The sequence below is a fragment of the Streptomyces lydicus genome (genome assembly GCF_001729485.1).
Classification (GTDB): Bacteria; Actinomycetota; Actinomycetes; order Streptomycetales; family Streptomycetaceae; genus Streptomyces; species Streptomyces lydicus_D.
The window spans coordinates 6,405,297-6,424,004 of sequence record NZ_CP017157.1 but is presented as its reverse complement, the minus strand read 5'-3'; the positions used below and the strand labels follow the sequence as shown (position 1 = coordinate 6,424,004).

Annotated in this window: 18 protein-coding genes; 9 read left to right on the top strand and 9 right to left on the bottom strand. The window is 70.5% G+C overall.

Features of this window, described 5'->3' with window-relative positions; genetic code table 11:
* Window positions 1–10 precede the first annotated feature (10 nt).
* From SL103_RS27750 to SL103_RS27740, 3 genes are all read right to left on the bottom strand, one after another.
* Complete coding sequence (locus SL103_RS27750) at window positions 11–1,030, bottom strand: hypothetical protein (protein WP_069574173.1); 1,020 nt, start codon at window positions 1,028–1,030, stop codon at window positions 11–13.
* Window positions 1,031–1,161: 131 nt separating this feature from the next.
* The gene (locus SL103_RS27745; protein ID WP_069571655.1) at window positions 1,162–2,316 is read right to left on the bottom strand and encodes an LOG family protein; all 1,155 of its coding nucleotides are present in this window, start codon (window positions 2,314–2,316) and stop codon (window positions 1,162–1,164) included.
* A gap of 1 nt (window position 2,317) precedes the next feature.
* The gene (locus SL103_RS27740; RefSeq protein WP_069574171.1) at window positions 2,318–2,725 is read right to left on the bottom strand and encodes a MarR family winged helix-turn-helix transcriptional regulator; all 408 of its coding nucleotides are present in this window, start codon (window positions 2,723–2,725) and stop codon (window positions 2,318–2,320) included.
* A 147-nt stretch (window positions 2,726–2,872) separates the two neighbouring features.
* On the opposite strand from SL103_RS27740, the gene SL103_RS27735 reads away from it, so the two are divergent.
* Window positions 2,873–3,298 (top strand): RidA family protein, encoded by a 426-nt coding sequence (locus SL103_RS27735; protein WP_069571654.1) that lies wholly within the window; start codon window positions 2,873–2,875, stop codon window positions 3,296–3,298.
* Window positions 3,299–3,397: 99 nt separating this feature from the next.
* Entirely contained in the window at window positions 3,398–3,829 is a 432-nt protein-coding gene (locus tag SL103_RS27730) for a protein-tyrosine phosphatase family protein (RefSeq protein WP_069571653.1), read from the top strand.
* Between the two features lie 119 nt (window positions 3,830–3,948).
* On the opposite strand, the gene SL103_RS27725 is transcribed toward SL103_RS27730, so the two are convergent.
* The 4 genes from SL103_RS27725 to SL103_RS27710 form a co-directional block, all read right to left on the bottom strand.
* Entirely contained in the window at window positions 3,949–5,121 is a 1,173-nt protein-coding gene (locus SL103_RS27725) for a hypothetical protein (protein WP_069571652.1), read from the bottom strand.
* Window positions 5,103–5,843 (bottom strand): ABC transporter ATP-binding protein, encoded by a 741-nt coding sequence (locus SL103_RS27720; RefSeq protein ID WP_069571651.1) that lies wholly within the window; start codon window positions 5,841–5,843, stop codon window positions 5,103–5,105. The genes SL103_RS27725 and SL103_RS27720 overlap by 19 nt, the downstream gene beginning before the upstream one ends.
* A 245-nt stretch (window positions 5,844–6,088) precedes the next feature.
* Window positions 6,089–7,450 carry an aspartate aminotransferase family protein gene (locus SL103_RS27715; RefSeq protein ID WP_069571650.1) on the bottom strand — a complete coding sequence of 454 codons (1,362 nt, stop codon included), beginning with the start codon at window positions 7,448–7,450 and terminating at the stop codon, window positions 6,089–6,091.
* A 2-nt stretch (window positions 7,451–7,452) separates the two neighbouring features.
* The gene (locus tag SL103_RS27710) at window positions 7,453–7,926 is read right to left on the bottom strand and encodes an Lrp/AsnC family transcriptional regulator (protein ID WP_069571649.1); all 474 of its coding nucleotides are present in this window, start codon (window positions 7,924–7,926) and stop codon (window positions 7,453–7,455) included.
* Window positions 7,927–8,103: 177 nt separating this feature from the next.
* Between SL103_RS27710 and SL103_RS27705 the strand changes: the two genes are divergently transcribed.
* On the top strand, window positions 8,104–9,558 hold the full coding sequence (locus SL103_RS27705; RefSeq protein WP_069571648.1) for a gamma-aminobutyraldehyde dehydrogenase: 1,455 nt from the start codon (window positions 8,104–8,106) through the stop codon (window positions 9,556–9,558).
* A 146-nt stretch (window positions 9,559–9,704) separates the two neighbouring features.
* On the top strand, window positions 9,705–10,886 hold the full coding sequence (locus tag SL103_RS27700) for a polyamine ABC transporter substrate-binding protein (protein ID WP_069571647.1): 1,182 nt from the start codon (window positions 9,705–9,707) through the stop codon (window positions 10,884–10,886).
* Window positions 10,887–10,916: 30 nt separating this feature from the next.
* On the opposite strand, the gene SL103_RS27695 is transcribed toward SL103_RS27700, so the two are convergent.
* Both SL103_RS27695 and SL103_RS27690 read right to left on the bottom strand, forming a co-directional pair.
* Entirely contained in the window at window positions 10,917–11,939 is a 1,023-nt protein-coding gene (locus tag SL103_RS27695; protein ID WP_069571646.1) for an adenosine deaminase, read from the bottom strand.
* Between the two features lie 65 nt (window positions 11,940–12,004).
* Window positions 12,005–12,625, bottom strand: a complete 621-nt coding sequence (locus SL103_RS27690) for an NADAR family protein (RefSeq protein WP_069571645.1) — start codon at window positions 12,623–12,625, stop codon at window positions 12,005–12,007.
* Between the two features lie 201 nt (window positions 12,626–12,826).
* Between SL103_RS27690 and SL103_RS27685 the strand changes: the two genes are divergently transcribed.
* The 5 genes from SL103_RS27685 to SL103_RS27665 all read left to right on the top strand — a co-directional run bounded on the left by SL103_RS27685 (window position 12,827) and on the right by SL103_RS27665 (window position 18,694).
* On the top strand, window positions 12,827–14,344 hold the full coding sequence (locus SL103_RS27685; protein WP_069571644.1) for a gamma-aminobutyraldehyde dehydrogenase: 1,518 nt from the start codon (window positions 12,827–12,829) through the stop codon (window positions 14,342–14,344).
* Window positions 14,345–14,447: 103 nt separating this feature from the next.
* Entirely contained in the window at window positions 14,448–15,695 is a 1,248-nt protein-coding gene (locus tag SL103_RS27680; RefSeq protein WP_069571643.1) for an ABC transporter substrate-binding protein, read from the top strand.
* Window positions 15,696–15,747: 52 nt separating this feature from the next.
* Entirely contained in the window at window positions 15,748–16,911 is a 1,164-nt protein-coding gene (locus SL103_RS27675) for an ABC transporter ATP-binding protein (protein WP_069571642.1), read from the top strand.
* Complete coding sequence (locus SL103_RS27670) at window positions 16,908–17,846, top strand: ABC transporter permease (protein WP_069571641.1); 939 nt, start codon at window positions 16,908–16,910, stop codon at window positions 17,844–17,846. Before SL103_RS27675 ends, SL103_RS27670 begins: the two co-directional genes overlap by 4 nt.
* Complete coding sequence (locus SL103_RS27665) at window positions 17,846–18,694, top strand: ABC transporter permease (protein WP_069571640.1); 849 nt, start codon at window positions 17,846–17,848, stop codon at window positions 18,692–18,694. Before SL103_RS27670 ends, SL103_RS27665 begins: the two co-directional genes overlap by 1 nt.
* The last annotated feature ends 14 nt before the right edge of the window (window positions 18,695–18,708 follow it).

Here is an 18,708-nt window from a genome sequence, read left to right as displayed (position 1 = left end):
GCCGGTGAGGTCAGCGCTTGGGTGACGCCGCGAGGGAGGGCGCGGCCGGGTCGGCGGCGATGCGGCCGGGGCCGGCTTCGGTGTCCGTGCCCGTGGCCGGGCCCGCACCGGGGTGCTCCCTGTTCGTACCGGGCTCCGTGCCCGTAGCGGCCTGCTCCGACGGCTCCGGCTCGCCGAACCAGGCGACCGCGACCGCCCCCGCCACCGCCACCACGAAGCCGAGGACGGCGACCCAGGCGAAGCCCGGACGGGAGGCGTCCCCGAGCCAGACCACCCCGAGGATGCCGGGGACCACCGTCTCGCCCACCACCAGCGCCGCCGTCGCCCCGTTGACCGAGCCGATCTGCAGGGCGACCGTGTGCAGGTACATCCCGCCGAGGCCCGCGACGAGAATCGCGTACAGGGCGGGGTCGGCGAGCAGGGTGGGCAGGTGGAACGGGTCGGCGCCGTTCAGCACCCGTACGCCGACGCCGAGCGCGCCGAAGCCCAGGCCGGAGAGCAGACCGGCGAGGATCGCCGCCCGGCCGCCCATTAGGCGCACGATCAGCGTGCCGCCGCCGATGAGCACGACGGACGCGACGAGCAGCCACCAGTGGGTGGCGATCGGGGTGTGCCCGCTGCCCTCGGGCCCGGCCGCCGTGGCGAGCAGTACCAGCGCCGCACAGACCACGGTGATCGAGCCCCACTCGGCCCGGCTGAGCCGGATGCCGAGGAGTTTGATGCTCAGGACGGCGGTGATCACGAGGTTGGCGCTGATCACGGTCTGGGACAGGAACAGCGGCAGCAGGCGCGCCGCCAGTGCGCCGAGCCCGAAACCGATGAAGTCCAGCACGGTGCCCACCATGAATTCCCAGGTCACCGCCGCCTTCGCGGTGGAGGAGAGGCTGGGGCCGCCGTGCTGGGTGACACCGGTGGTGGACGCCTTGGCCGCCTCTTGGCGGGCGGACTTGCGCGATCCCACCGCCTGGAGGACCGAACCCGTGCCGTAGCAGGCTGACGCCGCCACCGCCGTCAGAAGGCCGATGATCACCAAGAGCTCCGTTCGCCCGCTGTCTGCATTACCTGTTCATTACCTGGCCTGGCAGACGCGCATTTCGGGACGGAAGTTGCCTCGGACCGGCAGATACGCGGTGAGCGCCGTGGGGCGGGCGGCGGCGCCGCTCAGCTCGCCTTCCCGTTCGTGAGCCGGGCCAGTGCCTCCGGCACCTCGTCCACCGCGTCGACCAGGGCGATCCTGCTCTCCATGGCCCGGTCCGCCGCCAGGGACCGGAGCAGCGGCCAGGCAGGCAGCTTCGCCGTCCAGTGCGCGCGGTTCACCAGCACCATCGGGGTGGGCTCGCCCCGCGACCCGTAGTAGTTCGGTGTCGCGTTGTCGAAGATCTCCTGTACGGTCCCGGCCGCGCCCGGCAGGAACACCACCCCCGCGTTGCAGCGCGCCAGCAGGCCGTCCTCGCGCACCGCGTTGACGAAGTACTTGGCGATGTGGGTCGCGAAGGCGTTGGGCGGCTCGTGCCCGTAGAACCAGGTGGGGATGCCGACCGAGGCGCCGCCGCCGAGCCGGCTCCGGCGCACGTCGAAGGCGGCGCGTGCCCAGTCGGTGACCGAGGGGGCGAAGTGCGGTGCCTTGGCGAGGACTTCCAGGGCCGCGTCGAGCATGTCGTCGTCGAAGGGCGCGGCGTACGCCCCGAGGTTCGCCGCCTCCATCGCGCCGGGGCCGCCGCCCGTCGCGACGGTCAGTCCGTTGCGGGCCAGCCGGCGGCCGAGCCGGGCGGCGCCGGCGTAGGAGGCGGAGCCGCGCTCCAGGGCGTGCCCGCCCATGACGCCCACGACCCGTGCGCCGTCGAGGAGTTCGTCCAGTGCGTCGGAGACGGCGTCGTCGTGGATGCTGCGCAGCATGGAGGTGAAGATGTCGCCGTCCGACTTGGTCCGCTGGTACCAGTGGTAGGCGCGGGCGTCCGGGGTGGCGTCGTAGCCGTCGTCGATCAGCCCGGCGAAGAGCTCCTCCGGCGCGTACAGGCTGCCCCGGTACGGGTCGAAGGGCAGGCCGGGTATGGGTGGGAAGACCAGGGCGCCGCCGGCGCGTATCTTCGCGGCGGCGTCCGGCTCCATGCGGCAGCCGAGGAACACGGCTTCCGTGGTGTCCGTGCTGAGCAGCGCGAAGGTGCGGTCCGTCAGATCGACCGACTGGACGCGGTGCCCGGCGAGACTGCCCGCGGCGACGACCTGGTCGAACTCCTCCAGGGACTCGATCTCACGGTCGTCGTCGCGGCGGGGGCGGGGCGCTGGGGACTCTGAATTCGGCTGCACGCCCGCCATGTTAGGACCGCAGGGATTCCACCAGCGGGCCGAGGTGCCCGTCGGCGGCAGCGGCGTCGAGTGCCTCCCGCAGCGCGCCGTCATACGTCGGTCGCGCCTTCTTCTGCACCTCCCGCCCCTCCTCGGTGATGACGCTGTAGACGCCGCGCCGGTCGTCGGGGCACAGGTCCCGGCGCGTCAGGCCGGAGGACTCCAGGCGGGAGGCGAGCCTGCTCACCGAGCTCTGGTTCAGGCCGATGAGGTCGGCGAGCTCCTGCATGCGCAGTTCACCGTCGTCCGCCTCGGCCAGTCGGGACAGCGCGCGGTACTCGGAGAGCCCGATGCTGTGGTGCCTCTGCAGGGCTCGTGCCAGTTCCTGCTCGACGCGTGTGTGCAGTGCTCCGAGCCGGTCCCAGTGCTCCGCGTCCATCGCCATCCGCTTTCTGCTGCCGTTGCCGCTCCTCCGCCGATTGACGTGCGGGGGCGGGGCCTTGACAGCAGCGTACATGTACCGGAAACTAATGCATGCGCATGCAAGTGATGTAGGCGCATGGAACGGGGAGAGGAAGCGGCGACCATGACAGTGACCGAAGTGACCGATACGCGGGGCGCGCAGGAGATCGAGCGCGTCGCCACCACTCCGGACTGGTACGAGCCGTACCGGATCTCGCAGGCCGTCAAGGCGGGCGGCTGGATTCACGTCTCGGGCCAAGCGGGGATCGACGAACAGGGCAGGACCGTCTCGGACGACTTCCTCGCGCAAGGGCGGCAGGCGTTCGCGAACGTCGAACGGGTCCTCGCCGCGGCCGGGGCCTCGCTCGCGGACGTGGTGAAGGTGGGCATCTTCGTCACGGACATGGCCTCCCACCTCGACGATGTCATCAGGCTGCGCGAGGAGTTCCTCTCCCGGCCCTACCCCGCGGACACCCTCCTGGAGGTGTCTTCGCTGGCCCAGCCGGACTGGCAGATAGAGATCGAGGCGACGGCGCTCGCCCGCGACTGACCGGAGCCGGCGGGCGACCGGCGCCGGCGGCGGATCGGAGTTCCTCCCGAGCTGTCCGAACGCGCACCCCTCCGCCGCCCGCGCACGTACGGTGGCCCGATGACCGAGAGCTGGCAGACAACTGACCACGGGGTTCTACGACTTCCCTCCGGGCGGCTGATCCGAGGCCGCGGGCTGCGCCACCCGCTGCCGTCCGGGCCGGCGCCGGCCTATGCCCTCTATCTGCTGGGCAAGCAGCCTCCCGACGTCGACTGGGAAGCCGCGTGGCTGCGCTGGCCGGACTTCCGGCTGCCGAGCAGTCACGCACAGGCCCGGGCCCTCCTCGGTGAGGCATGGACGCGCGCCGACCGCGAGCGGGTCGAGGTCGCCTGCGAGGGCGGACGCGGGCGCACCGGCACGGCACTGGCCTGCCTCGCGGTCCTCGACGGCGTTCCCGCCGCGCAGGCGGTGGACTACGTACGCCGGAACTACCACCCCCGTGCCGTCGAAACCCCCTGGCAGAAGCGCTACGTCCGGCGCTTCGGCGACTGACCGGGCGAGCCCGCCCCGGCCGTTCTCGCCGCACCGGGCCGGCCCGTCCTCAGACGGCCGTCAGGCCGGGAGCGATGAGGGCTCGCTCCCGGCCGGGTCCGTCAGGGTTCTACGGGGACTCAATGCACCAGCGGCAGGGTGGCCATTTCGGCGACGGTCCAGGTCAGAGGGGCCAGGACGAGCAGGAGGGAGAGGGTGCGCAGAGCAGCGGCGCGGTGCAGGACGGAGGCGGAGGCACCGAGGCGGCGGAGCGCGGCGGTGGTGTGGGCGCGCGCCGAACGCGATTCGAGGGCGGCGGTGAAAGCGCTGGCCGTGACACAGGCGAGGACGACCGCAGCGCCGACGGCGGTGAGCGGTCCGAAGGGACGGGTGGGAGAAGCCTCGTAGACCTTGACCGCGGCGTAGGCGGCGGAGGCGACCGCGCACAGGACGCCGAGCGGGCGGCCGAGGCGGGGCGACTCCTCCTGGAGGACGCGGCCGGACAGCAGCCGCAGCGCACCGGGGCGGCCGGCGCAGAGCAGGCGGCCGCACAGATGGACCAGGCCGGGGCCGGCGAGGACGAGGCCGAAGGCGGACAGGGCCCAGCCGGCCAGGACGCCGGGCGGGCTGCCGACGAGCCGGCCGGGAAGGGGGAGCAGCCCGCCGGAGCCGGCGGTGCCGGGGCTGGTGTACGCCTCGATGGCCAGGCCCGCCGCGGCCAGGGCGATGCCCCACGGGAGGCCGGAGGGCGGGGCGGTCCTGGGGAGGGTCTCGTCGCCGGGGGCGCCGGCCTCGTTGCGGGGGCGGAGCGAGAAGGCGGTCGCGACGGCGGCGGTCAGCGGGACGAGCGCCAGCAGCATGAGGGCGCCGACGAGCGGCACGGGGTGGCCGGCGCCCAGCAGGTCGGGGTCGATGCCGACGGGGGCGTCGCCGAATGGACCGCCGAGGTCGCCGCGCAGGCGGAGGAAGCCGACCAACGCGAGGAGGACGCCGAGGAAGCAGGTCAGGGCGGTGGAGGCGGTGGCCAGCAGGGTGAGACGCAGGGGGCCGAGACCGGCGGCGGTCATTCCGCGCTGGAGCCGGGCGGCGGGGTCCGTGCGGGCCGTGGAGACCGCGAACTGGGCGGTGGCGGCGAGCGGCGCGGCGCACCACAGCAGGCGCACCAGGGACTCGTCGACCGCGGCGGGGTGGCCGGCGGCGTGACCGACGGTGGACAGCAGCAGGAAGCCGGTACCGGCCGCGGCGGCGGAGACGCCGAGGCGGCGCAGCAGCACCAGGGGGTGGGAGCCGCGGGCTAGACGGAGAGCGAGCACTCTGCCCTGCTTTCCTCGTCGGAGGCACCGGTGGTGACGGGCACGGCGGTCGCCGGGCGGCCGTCGAGCAGCGCGAGGGAGCGGTCGGCGAGCGTGGCGACGTCGGCGTCGTGGGTCGCCAGGACCACGGTGATCTGGTGCGAACGGGCCGCGGTGGTGAGGGTGCGCAGCACCTGGGTGCCGTCGGCCTGGTGCAGCGGTGCGGTGGGCTCGTCGGCGAACAGCACCTGGGGGGTGGTGGCGAGGGCGCGGGCGATGGCGACGCGCTGCCGCTGGGACTGGTCGAGCTGACCGGGGCGGCGGCGGGCGCACATGCCGACGTCGAGGCGATCCAGCCATTCGAGGGCGGTGTGCTTGGCGGAGCGGGCGCCGGTGCCGCGCAGCAGCAGCGGGAGTGCGGCGTTCTCCCAGGCGGAGAGTTCGCGGACGAGGTGCGGCTCGGTGTCGATCCAGCCGAACCGGTCCAGACGCAGCCGTTCGCGGCTGGGGGAGGAAAGGGTGTGTACGGGTGCGCTGTTGAACCAGACCTCGCCCTCGGTGGGGACGAGTTGACCGGAGAGACATTTCAGGAGGGTCGTCTTGCCGCTGCCGCGCGGGCCGGTGACGGCGAGGATCTCGCCTTCGCGGACGCCGAGGGAGACTCCGGCGAGGGCGGTGGTGCCACCGAGCGTGTGGTGCAGGCCGCGGGCCCAGAGAACGTCGTTGTCAGGCGGGGCCACCATCTGCGCACCTCTTGATAGATCGCGTCGACTCGTTCCCCCAAGCGGGTGAACGACCATGGAGGGTATCGGTCACTAGCACGGTAAAGACTGGTGACCCCCGGTATTCGTGGCTTGGCAGCACAACGGCCCAGATTCACTCGTATGGCTTGAAGTGAGTGAATCCGGGCCGATGGATGTTCAGTTGTGCACCGGAGGCTGTAGGGCCGTCAGGAGCGCCTCGGCGAACCGGGACGCGGCCGCCTCGGTCAGAGCTTGGTCCACGCCTCGGTGAGGACCGTGCGCAGGATCTGCTCGATCTCGTCGAAGACCGACTGGTCGGCGATCAGCGGCGGGGCGAGCTGGATGACCGGGTCGCCACGGTCGTCGGCGCGGCAGTAGAGGCCGTTGTCGTACAGCGCCTTGGAGAGGAAGCCGTACAGGACGCGCTCGGTCTCCTCGTCGTTGAAGGACTCCTTGGTGGCCTTGTCCTTGACGAGCTCGATGCCGTAGAAGAAGCCGTTGCCGCGGACGTCGCCGACGATCGGCAGGTCGTGCAGCTTCTGCAGGGTGCTCAGGAAGTTGCCCTCGTTGTCGAGAACGTGCTTGTTGAGACCCTCGCGCTCGAAGATGTCGAGGTTGGCGACACCGACGGCCGCGGAGACCGGGTGGCCGCCGAAGGTGTAGCCGTGCAGGAAGGTGTTGTCGCCCTTGTAGAACGGCTCCGCCAGGCGGTCGGAGATGATGCAGGCGCCGATCGGGGAGTAGCCCGAGGTCATGCCCTTGGCGCAGGTGATCATGTCCGGGACGTAGCCGAACTTGTCACAGGCGAAGGTCGTGCCCAGACGGCCGAAGGCGCAGATGACCTCGTCGGAGACGAGCAGCACGTCGTACTGGTCGCAGATCTCGCGGACGCGCTGGAAGTAGCCGGGCGGCGGCGGGAAGCAGCCACCGGCGTTCTGCACCGGCTCCAGGAAGACCGCGGCGACGGTCTCGGGGCCCTCGAAGAGGATCTGCTGCTCGATCTGGTCGGCGGCCCAGCGGCCGAACGCCTCGGGGTCGTCGCCGTGGATCGGGGCGCGGTAGATGTTGGTGTTCGGCACCTTGTGCGCGCCGGGGACCAGCGGCTCGAAGGGGGCCTTCAGGCCGGGCAGACCGGTGATGGACAGGGCGCCCTGCGGGGTGCCGTGGTAGGCCACCGCGCGGGATATCACCTTGTGCTTCATCGGCTTGCCGGTGAGCTTGAAGTACTGCTTGGCCAGCTTCCAGGCGGTCTCGACGGCCTCGCCGCCGCCGGTGGTGAAGAAGACCTTGTTGAGGTCGCCGGGGGCCTCGTTGGCGAGGCGCTCGGCGAGCTCCACGGCCTTGGGGTGGGCGTAGGACCACACGGGGAAGAAGGCCAGCTCCTGCGCCTGCTTGTAGGCGGTCTCGGCGAGCTCGACCCGGCCGTGGCCGGCGTTGACCACAAAGAGGCCGGCAAGGCCGTCGATGTAGCGCTTGCCCTTGTCGTCGTAGATGTTGGTGCCCTCACCGCGCACGATCGTCGGCACGGGGGCGTTCTCGTACGACGACATGCGCGTGAAGTGCATCCACAGGTGGTCGTATGCCGTCTTGGAGAGGTCGCGACTCATTGCTATCTCGTTCCCCAGGTGTAGGTCTGCTTCCGGAGCTTGAGGTAGACGAAGCTCTCGGTGGTCCGGACGCCGGGAAGCGTGCGGATCCGCTTGTTGATCATTTCCAGAAGGTGGTCGTCGTCCTCGCAGACGATCTCGATGATGAGATCGAAGGAGCCGGCCGTCATGACGACGTACTCGACTTCTTCCATGGTCGTCAGGGCGTCGGCCACGGGGTCGAGGTCACCCTCGACGTTGATGCCGACCATTGCCTGCCGACGGAAACCGACCGTGAGGGGGTCGGTGACCGCGACGATCTGCATCACGCCTTGGTCGAGCAGTTTCTGTACGCGCTGCCGCACCGCCGCCTCGGACAGGCCCACGGCCTTGCCGATCGCGGCGTACGGACGGCGCCCGTCCTCCTGGAGCTGCTCGATGATCGCCAGGGAGACGGAGTCGATCGACGGAGTGCCGTTTCTGTCACGAGTGGCCACGTCCCTCACTGTGCACGAGCCTCGTCAGTCTTGCAACCCCGAATCGATGAAATTAGTCGTGTCGCGCTCCAAATTTCACTGATTCCGTTGTTCCCGAGTGGCGGGTGTGTTGAAAACGTGGGTTCCGCGGCTAGGGTGGAGGCAAACCACCGGACATCTGACTGAAGGGGGCGCACAGTGACCACCGCACTGCGTCGTCTGCGCAACTACATCGACGGGGAGTTCCGGGACGCCGCCGACGGGCGGACCACGGAGGTGGTCAACCCGGCCACCGGTGAGGCGTACGCCACCGCCCCTCTCTCGGCCGCCGCGGACGTCGACGCGGCGATGGCTGCCGCCGAGGCCGCCTTCCCCGCCTGGCGCGACCTGGTACCGGCCGAGCGCCAGAAGGTCCTGCTCAAGATCGCCGACCGCTTCGAGGAGCGCGCCGAGGAACTGATCGCCGCCGAGTCCGAGAACTGCGGCAAGCCGATCGCGCTCGTACGCTCCGAGGAAATCCCGCCGATGGTGGACCAGATCCGCTTCTTCGCGGGTGCCGCCCGGATGCTGGAGGGGCGCTCGGCCGGCGAGTACATGGACGGCTTCACCTCGATCATCCGCCGCGAGCCGGTCGGAGTCTGCGCCCAGGTCGCGCCGTGGAACTACCCGATGATGATGGCCGTCTGGAAGTTCGCCCCGGCGCTGGCCGCGGGCAACACCGTCGTCATCAAGCCCTCCGACACCACGCCGGCCTCCACGGTGCTGATCGCCGACATCATCGGCAGCGTGCTGGACGAGCTCGGTCACTCCCGCGGCGTCTTCAACGTCATCTGCGGTGACCGCGAGACCGGCCGTCTGATGGTCGAGCACAAGGTTCCGGCGATGGCCTCCATCACCGGCTCGGTGCGCGCCGGCATGCAGGTCGCCGAGTCCGCGTCCAAGGACCTCAAGCGGGTCCACCTGGAGCTGGGCGGCAAGGCCCCGGTCGTGGTCTTCGCGGACACCGACATCGCCAAGGCCGTCGAGGACATCTCGGTCGCCGGCTACTTCAACGCCGGCCAGGACTGTACGGCCGCGACCCGGGTGCTCGTCCAGGACTCCATCCACGACGAGTTCGTCGCCGCGCTGGCCAAGGCCGCGTCGGAGACCAAGACCGGCGCGGTGGACGACGAGGACGTCCTCTACGGGCCGCTGAACAACGCCAACCAGCTCAAGCAGGTCAAGGGCTTCATCGACCGGCTGCCCGCGCACGCCAAGATCGAGGCGGGCGGCGAGCAGGTCGGCGACAAGGGCTACTTCTTCGCCCCGACCGTCGTCTCCGGCCTCAAGCAGGACGACGAGATCGTCCAGCAGGAGGTCTTCGGCCCGGTCATCACCGTCCAGTCCTTCACCGACGAGAAGCAGGCGGTGGAGTGGGCGAACGGCGTCGAGTATGCGCTGGCGTCCTCGGTGTGGACCAAGGACCACGCCCGCGCCATGCGGATGTCCAAGAGCCTCGACTTCGGCTGCGTGTGGATCAACACCCACATCCCGCTGGTCGCCGAGATGCCGCACGGCGGCTTCAAGAAGTCCGGCTACGGCAAGGACCTCTCCGCCTACGGCTTCGACGACTACACCCGCATCAAGCACGTGATGACCTCGCTGGACGGCTGAGCCGGCCGCACGGCCGGACCGGCCGATCCGGGGGATTCCCACCGTCGAGCGGCACGGAACGCTCGACACACCGTCGCGAGCGGAGGCCCGGCAACTGACGCTCTGTCGCTTGCCGCCTCCGCCCGCGACGCGTGAGAGTGCTCGCCATGGCTGATCTTTCGCGGCGTGCGCTGCTCCGGGGTGTGGGCGGAATGGGTGTGACGGGGGCGCTGGCCGCCATGACGGGGTGCGGGGTGCCGCCGGCGTACGTCGCGGCGGCCGACCGCGGCAGCCCGGACCGATCGGCACGGGACCACAGGATCGTCTTCGCCAACTGGCCGCTCTACATCGACGTCGACGACCACGACAAGCAACGCCGGCCCACCCTCGACGCGTTCGAGCGGCGCACCGGGATCTCGGTGACGTACACCGAGGAGATCAACGACAACGACGAGTTCTTCGGCAAGGTCAGCCCCGCGCTGATGAACCACCAGAGCACCGGCCGGGACCTGATCGTCATCAGCGACTGGATGTGCGCCCGGTTCGTCCGGCTGGGCTGGGTGCAGGAGATGGACCGCGCCGCCCAGCCGCACGTCGCCGAGTACCTCGACCCGCTGCTGCGCACCCCGCACTTCGACCCGGGCCGTAAGCACTCCGTGCCCTGGCAGTCCGGGATCACCGGCATCGCCTACAACCGCAGGAAGCTCGGCCGGGAGATCAAGCACACCTCCGACCTGTGGCAGGACGACCTGCGCGGCCGGGTCACCCTGCTGTCCGGTCTCGACGAGGCGTTCGCCCTGCTCATGCAGGGCAACGGGGCCGACATCACCCGGTGGACCGCGGACGACTTCCACCGGATGACCGACCAGATCCGCGGGCTCGTGCACAAGGGCCACATCCGGCGCTTCACCGGCAACGACTACATCAAGGACCTGGACTCGGGGGACGTGCTCGCCGCGCAGGCGTACTCGGGCGATGTGATCCAGCTCCAGGCGGACAACCCGGACATCGAGTTCGTCGTGCCGCAGGAGGGCGCCGAGCTGTGGGCGGAGAGCCTGATGATCCCCAACCTCGCCGACCACAAGCGCGACGCCGAGCGGCTCATCGACTACTACTACGAGCCGGCGGTCGCCGCCGAGCTGGCCGCCTGGGTCAACTACGTCTGCCCCGTGCCGGCCGCGCGGGACGTCCTGGCCTCCTCCAAGGACAAGGAGCGCGCCGCGCTCGCCGAGGACCCGCTGATCTTCCCCGACGACGCGATGCGCGGGCGACTGGCCATCGCCCGCGACATCACCTCCGCGGAGCGCACCGAGTTCGCGAAGGAGTGGAACGCCATCGTGGGGCTGTAGCCGGTGGCGCCGCTTTCCGCGGGCGGGGGGTCAGCCGCGCCAGGACGCCGTGTACGTGTCGATCTCGGCGGCCAGCCGGGCCTTCGCGGTGGCGTCCATGAAGGAGGCCGTGACCGCGTTCTTGGCGAGGGCGGCGAGACCGGTGGTGTCCAGGTCCAGCAGGCGGGCGGCGACGCCGTACTCGGTGTTGAGGTCCGTGCCGAACATCGGGGGGTCGTCGCTGTTGATGGTGACCAGGACGCCCGCGTCGACCATCTCCTTGACCGGGTGCTCCTCCAGCGTGCGCACCGCGCGGGTGGCGATGTTGGAGGTGGGGCAGACCTCCAGCGGGATGCGGTGCTCGGCGAGGTGGGCCAGCAGCTTCGGGTCCTGGGTGGCGCTGGTGCCGTGGCCGATGCGCTCGGCGCGCAGGTCGTTCAGCGCGTCCCAGATGGTGCCGGGGCCGGTGGTCTCGCCGGCGTGCGGTACGGAGTGCAGGCCGGCGGCGAGGGCGCGGTCGAAGTACGGCTTGAACTGCGGCCGCGGGACGCCGATCTCGGGGCCGCCGAGCCCGAACGAGACCAGTCCCTCGGGCTGCAGGTCGCACGCGATGCGGGCGGTCTCCTCGGCGGCCTCCAGGCCGGCCTCGCCGGGGATGTCGAAGCACCAGCGCAGCACCACGCCCAGCTCGGCCTCCGCCGCCTTGCGGGCGTCCTCGATGGCCTCGACGAACGCGGCGTCGGGGATGCCGCGGCGGGTGGAGCTGTAGGGCGTGATCGTCAGCTCGGCGTAGCGGATCTGTTGGCGGGCCATGTCCCGGGCGACCTCGTACGTCAGCAGCCGGACGTCCTCGGCGTCGCGGATCAGGTCCACGACGGAGAGGTAGACCTCGATGAAGTGCGCGAAGTCGCGGAAGGTGAAGTAGTCGGCCAGCGCCTCGGGGTCCGTGGGCACGGCCGAGTCGGGGTGCCGGGCGGCGAGTTCGGAGACGATGCGCGGCGACGCCGATCCGACGTGGTGGACATGCAGCTCCGCCTTGGGCAGGCCCGCGATGAAGGCATCGAGATCGGACAACGCTTCCTCCTGGTCGAAGAGCGCGCCACGGTGCGCGGCACGGCCTGGTCATGCTATGCGGGTCGCTACGGCCGCCCGTCGGCCGCCTCCCGCAGCCGCTGGCGGGCCTCCATCAGGGCGAAGCCCAGCAGATTCAGCCCCCGCCAGCGCCCCGGGTCCCCGGCCCGCTCGTCGTCGGCGGCGAGGCCGATGCCCCATATGCGGTCCAGCGGGCTGGCCTCGACCAGCACCCGGGAGCCCGTGCCCAGCAGGTACTCCCGCAGTGCCGGGTGCTGCCCGAATTTGTGGACGCTGCCGGCGACGACCAGGTCGAAGCGGTGCCGCTGCCAGGTCTCGTCGTCGAAGCCGCGGACCGCGCGGCCGGCGTCCTTGGCCTGCTTGGGATGCCTGGCGGCGAGCGCCCGCCGCTCCGCCTCCTGGTCCCCGAACAGACGGGCCTTGCCGGCCATCATCCAGTGCTCCGCGGTGGCGTAGCCGACCCCGTCGACGGTGAAGGGGGCCGGCCACCACTGGCTGAAGCAGCTCGGTCCCGGGCTGCCGTCGCGGCGCGGGCTGTGGCCCCAGAAGTGGACGTACTTCACCCGCCGGCCGGTGGCGGTCTCCCGGCGCAGCTCCTCGACCGAGCGCGGTCCGTCCGCCGCCCGCCCCGTAGTCGTCCCCGTCGTCGTCCCCGTGTCGTGCATCATGCCGGGATTCTGTCAGCGGGCACTGACAACGTGTCGGGGCTCAGGACCGGTAAAACGCAGAATTCGTCGCGTAACCAAAAGGCAACAACGGAATCACTTGTTGAGGCTCCCTTCCTCTGTCAAGATCGGCCATCAATTCCGGAAGTAGCTACGCCAGGCAGTGCCGCTGAGCGGCCCCGGCGCCCGGCGGAGGAGAGCACCATGGACCACCGTTTCGATGTCACCGAGCGCTTCGCCCCGGGCGCGCAATTCATCGCGGGCAGTCTCCGCGGTGGTACTTCCGGCCGTACCCAGGCCGTCGTGGACCCGGCGACCGGCGAGACGGTGTACTCCTACGAACTCGCAGGCACGGCCGATGTGGACGCCGCCGTCGAGGCAGCGGCGCGGGCCTTCCCGGAATGGGGCGGCGCGACGCCCGGTGAGCGCTCCGACACCCTGCACCGCTTCGCCGCCGCGCTCGCCGAGGACGCCGCCGATCTCGCCTACGCCGAATCGCTGAACTGCGGAAAGCCGATCAAGCTCAGCAATGAGTTCGACGTACCGGGCTCCATCGACAACGCCGCATTCTTCGCCGGTGCCGCCCGCCATCTGGAGGGCAAGGCGGCCGGCGAATACAGCGCCGACCACACCTCCGTCATCCGCCGCGAGCCGATCGGCGTCGTCGGCTCGATCGCACCGTGGAACTACCCGCTGCAGATGGCCGCCTGGAAGGTGCTGCCGGCCATCGCCGCGGGCAACACCATCGTCCTGAAGCCCGCCGAGATCACCCCGCTGACCTCGCTGCTGTTCGCGCAGGCCGCCCGGCGCGCCGGGCTGCCGGACGGCGTGCTCAACATCGTCTCCGGCGCGGGCCGGGACGCCGGCGAGCGGCTGGTCGGCCACCCCGCCGTCGCGATGACCTCCTTCACCGGCTCGACCCCCGTCGGCAAGCGCGTCGCCGAGATCGCCACCGGCACCGTCAAGCGCCTGCACCTCGAACTCGGCGGCAAGGCCCCCTTCGTCGTCTTCGACGACGCCGACCTGGAGGCCGCCGTCCACGGAGCGGTCGCCGGCGCGCTGATCAACACCGGCCAGGACTGCACCGCCGCCACCCGCGCCTACGTCCAGCGCCCGCTCTACGACGCGTTCGTCAGCGGGGTCGCCGACCTGATGGCGACCGTACGGCTCGGCGACCCCTTCGACCCGGCCACCGACCTCGGACCGCTGATCTCGCACGCCCAGCGCGACCGGGTGGCCGGCTTCGTCGAGCGGGCCCGCGGCTACGCCACCGTCGTCACCGGCGGCGAGGCCCCCCAGGGCGAGCTGGCCAAGGGCGCGTACTACCGGCCCACGCTGATCGCCGGTGCCGCGCAGGACAGCGAGATCGTGCAGTCCGAGATCTTCGGTCCGGTGCTGGTCGTGCTGCCCTTCGACAGCGACGACGAGGGCATCGCGCTGGCCAACGACACGCCCTACGGGCTCGCCGCCTCGGCCTGGAGCCGCGACGTCTACCGCACCGGCCGCGCCACCCGCGAGATCAACGCCGGCTGCGTCTGGGTCAACGACCACATCCCGATCATCAGCGAGATGCCGCACGGCGGCGCCAAGGCGTCCGGCTTCGGCAAGGACATGTCGGCCTACTCCTTCGAGGAGTACACCCAGGTCAAGCACGTGATGTACGACAACACCGCGGTCGCCAGGAAGGACTGGCACCGCACCGTGTTCGGGGACCGCGCGTAACGGAAACGCCCGCCCCACCGGGCCCCACGCCGGCGGCCAGCGCCGCGCGCCATCGTCACCACCGGCCGAGCGCCGGGCTCACCCCCTTGAAAGGGCACCGCGCATGGACCACCACGAGCAGCCCGAACCACTGTCCCAGGCGGAACTCACCGCCATGCGCCGGAGCCTGACCGACGGCCGGCTCGCCATGACCCGCCGCTCGCTGCTGCGCGCGACCGGCGCCATGGCCACCGCGATCGGCGGCCTGGGCGCCCTGTCGGCCTGCGGCATCCCGCCCGCGGGCCGTACCGACGCCGCCCGGACCACGGACCACTCCAGGGCGGAGAAGCGCCTGAACTTCTCCAACTGGACCGAGTACATGGACGTCAGCGACAACGGCAAGCACCACCCCACGCTGGACGCCTTCACCCGCCGCACCGGCATCGCCGTCAACTACACCGAGGACATCAACGACAACGACGAGTTCTTCGGCAAGATCCAGGCGCAGCTGGCGGCCGGCCAGGACACCGGCCGCGACCTGATCGTGCTCACCGACTGGATGTGCGCACGGATGATCTCCCTCGGCTGGATCCAGGAGCTGGACCCGGCCAACCTGCCGCACGCCTACGCCAACCTCACGGCGCAGTTCCGCGACCCGGCCTGGGACCCCGGCCGCGCGCACTCCTACGTCTGGCAGGGCATCCCCGCGATCATCGCGTACAACAAGAAGGCCACCGGCGGCAAGAAGGTCGACTCGGTCAGCCAGCTGCTGGAGGACCCGCAGCTCAAGGGCCGGGTCGGCTTCCTCTCCGAGATGCGCGACACCGTCGGGCTGACCCTGCTGGACATGGGCAAGAAGCCCGAGGACGTCACCGCCGACGACTACGACGCGGCGATAGCCCGGCTCCAGAAGGGCGTCGACTCCAAGCAGATCCGCCGCTTCACCGGCAACGACTACACCACCGACCTGGACAAGGGCGATCTCGCCGCGTGCGTGGCGTGGGCCGGCGACATCGTCCAGCTGCAGAGCGACAACCCGGACATCGCCTACGCCGTCCCCAAGACCGGCTACATGACGTCCACCGACAACCTCATGGTGCCGAACAAGGCCCGCCACAAGCAGAACGCCGAACGGCTCATCGACTACTTCTACGAGCCGAAGGTGGCGGCCCGGCTCGCGGCGTACATCAACTACGTCTGCCCCGTCGACGGGGTGCGCGAGGAGCTCGCCAAAATCGACAAGTCGGCGGCGGACAACCCGCTGATCCTCCCCGACAAGGAGATGGCCGCCAGGTCCCACTCCTTCCGCGCGCTGACCGCCAAGGAGAACAAGGAGTTCGCCCAGAAGTTCTCCGACCTCACCGGCGCCTGATCCACCGGGCCCGCCCGAGCCGTTTCGCCATCCGACCCACGGGACGACCGACATGACCAAGAACGCGAACACCCAGAGCAGCGGCGGCGACGTCCGCCTCCACGGGATAAGCAAAACCTACGGCTCCTTCACCGCCGTCCATCCGCTCGACCTGACCGTCCCCGCGGGCTCCTTCTTCGCGCTGCTGGGCGCCTCGGGCTGCGGCAAGACCACCACCCTGCGGATGATCGCCGGCCTGGAGGAACCCACCACCGGCACCGTCGAACTGTCGGGCCAGGACGTCACCGTCCTGCCGCCCTACAAGCGCCAGGTCAACACCGTCTTCCAGAACTACGCGCTCTTCCCGCACCTGGACATCTACGAGAACGTCGCCTTCGGCCTGCGCCGCCGCGGCATCAAGTCCGTCAAGAAGCAGGTCGAGGAGATGCTCGACCTCGTCCAGCTCGGTCCGATGGCGCGCCGCAAGCCGCAGCAGCTCTCCGGCGGCCAGCAGCAGCGCGTCGCGGTCGCCCGCGCCCTGATCAACCACCCCCAGGTGCTGCTGCTCGACGAGCCGCTGGGCGCCCTCGACCTCAAGCTGCGCCGCCAGATGCAGCTGGAGCTCAAGCGCATCCAGACCGAGGTCGGCATCACCTTCGTCCACGTCACCCACGACCAGGAGGAGGCCATGACCATGGCCGACACCGTGGCCGTGATGAACGGCGGCCGGGTCGAGCAGCTCGGCGCGCCCGCCGACCTCTACGAGAACCCCGCGACCACCTTCGTCGCCAACTTCCTGGGCACCTCCAACCTCATCGAGGCCGAGGTCGTCGAGGCCGGTGGCGAGGAGCTGCTGCTCAAGGCCGCGGACGGCAAGCTGCGGCTGCCCGCCGCCCGGTGCAGCGCCTCGGCCCGCACCGGCGAGAAGGTGCTGGCCGGCGTACGGCCCGAGAAGGTCGCACTGCGGCACACCGACGACGCCGGGTCCGTCCCGGAGGGCCACAACCGGCTGTCCGGCCGCATCAAGGACGCCAGTTTCATCGGCGTCTCCACCCAGTACGTCGTCGAGGTCCCGGGCCTCGGCGAACTCGCCGTCTACGAGCAGAACATCGAGCGCGACGGGCGCCTGGTCCCCGGCGCGGAGATCGTCCTGCACTGGAGCCCGGCGCACACCTTCGGACTGGACGCCACCCAGGACATCCAGGCCGGCGCGGACCTCGACGAGGAGGCCGCGTGACCACCACCGCGACGCCCGCACCACCGGACGAGCAGGCCGACCCCGCGCCCCTGGAGGTGCGCAGGACCCCCGCCCGCAAACGGCTCGTCCCCTACTGGCTGCTGCTGCCCGGCATCCTGTGGCTGCTCGTCTTCTTCGCCGCCCCGCTCGTCTACCAGGCGTCGACCTCCATCCAGACCGGCTCCCTCGAAGAGGGCTTCAAGGTCACCTGGCACTTCGCCACCTACTGGGACGCGCTCGGCGAGTACTGGCCGCAGTTCGTGCGTTCGGTGGGCTTCGCGGCGGTCGCCACCGTGCTCTGCCTGCTGCTGGGCTACCCGTTGGCCTACCTCATCGCCTTCAAGGCGGGACGCTGGCGCAACGTCGTGATGATCCTGGTCATCGCCCCGTTCTTCACCAGCTTCCTGATCCGTACGCTCGCCTGGAAGACGATCCTGGCCGACGGCGGACCGGTCGTGGGGGCGCTCAACGCCCTGCACGTCCTGGACCTCACCAGCGCCCTGGGCATCACCGAAGGGCACCGGGTGTTGGCCACCCCGCTGGCGGTGGTCTGCGGACTCACCTACAACTTCCTGCCGTTCATGATCCTGCCGCTGTACACCTCGCTGGAGCGCATCGACCCGCGGCTGCACGAGGCCGCCGGCGACCTCTACGCCCGCCCGGCGACCACCTTCCGCCGGGTGACCTTCCCGCTGTCCATGCCCGGCGTCGTCGCCGGCACCCTGCTCACCTTCATCCCGGCCGCCGGCGACTACATCAACGCCGAACTGCTGGGCTCCACCGACCAGAAGATGATCGGCAACGTCATCCAGTCGCAGTTCCTGCGGGTCCTGGACTATCCGACCGCCGCCGCGCTCTCCTTCATCCTCATGGCGGCCATCCTCGCCATGGTCACGATCTACATCCGCAAGTCCGGGACGGAGGATCTGGTCTGATGGCGGCAACCGGAACCACGGCAACCCCCTCAACCACGGCCGCCCGCACGCCCAACAAGGGCCTGCGCTGGCTGCGCCGCAACATCATCACGCTCGCGGGCCTGGCCACCCTGGCCTATCTGGTCCTGCCCAACGTGATCGTGATGGTCTTCTCGTTCAACAAGCCCAACGGGCGCTTCAACTACCAGTGGCAGCGCTTCTCCACGGACGCCTGGACCGACCCGTGCGGCGTCGCCGACCTGTGCGGCTCGCTGGGCCTCAGCCTGCAGATCGCCGTGTGGGCGACCGTCGGGGCGACCGTGCTCGGCACCATGATCGCGTTCGCGCTGGCCCGCTACCGCTTCCGCGCCCGGGCCGGCGTGAACACCCTGATCTTCCTGCCGATGGCGATGCCCGAGGTCGTCATGGCCGCCTCGCTGGCCACCCTCTTCCTCAACATGGGCATCCAGTTCGGCTTCTGGACGATCCTGATCGCGCACATCATGTTCTGCCTGAGCTTCGTCGTCACCGCCGTCAAGGCGCGGGTGATGAGCATGGACCCGCGGCTCGAACAGGCCGCCCAGGACCTCTACGCCTCGCCCGTGCAGACCTTCCTGCGGGTGACGCTGCCGATCGCCGCGCCCGGCATCGCCTCCGGAGCCCTGCTCTCCTTCGCCCTGTCCTTCGACGACTTCATCATCACCAACTTCAACGCCGGGTCGACCGTGACCTTCCCCATGTTCGTCTGGGGATCCGCCCAGCGGGGCACGCCCGTTCAGATCAATGTCATCGGTACGGCGATGTTCCTGGTCGCCGTGTTGTGCGTAGTCATCGGCCAACTGGCCGGCAAACGCCGCAAGAGGAGCTAGAGGAGCTGAGAGAC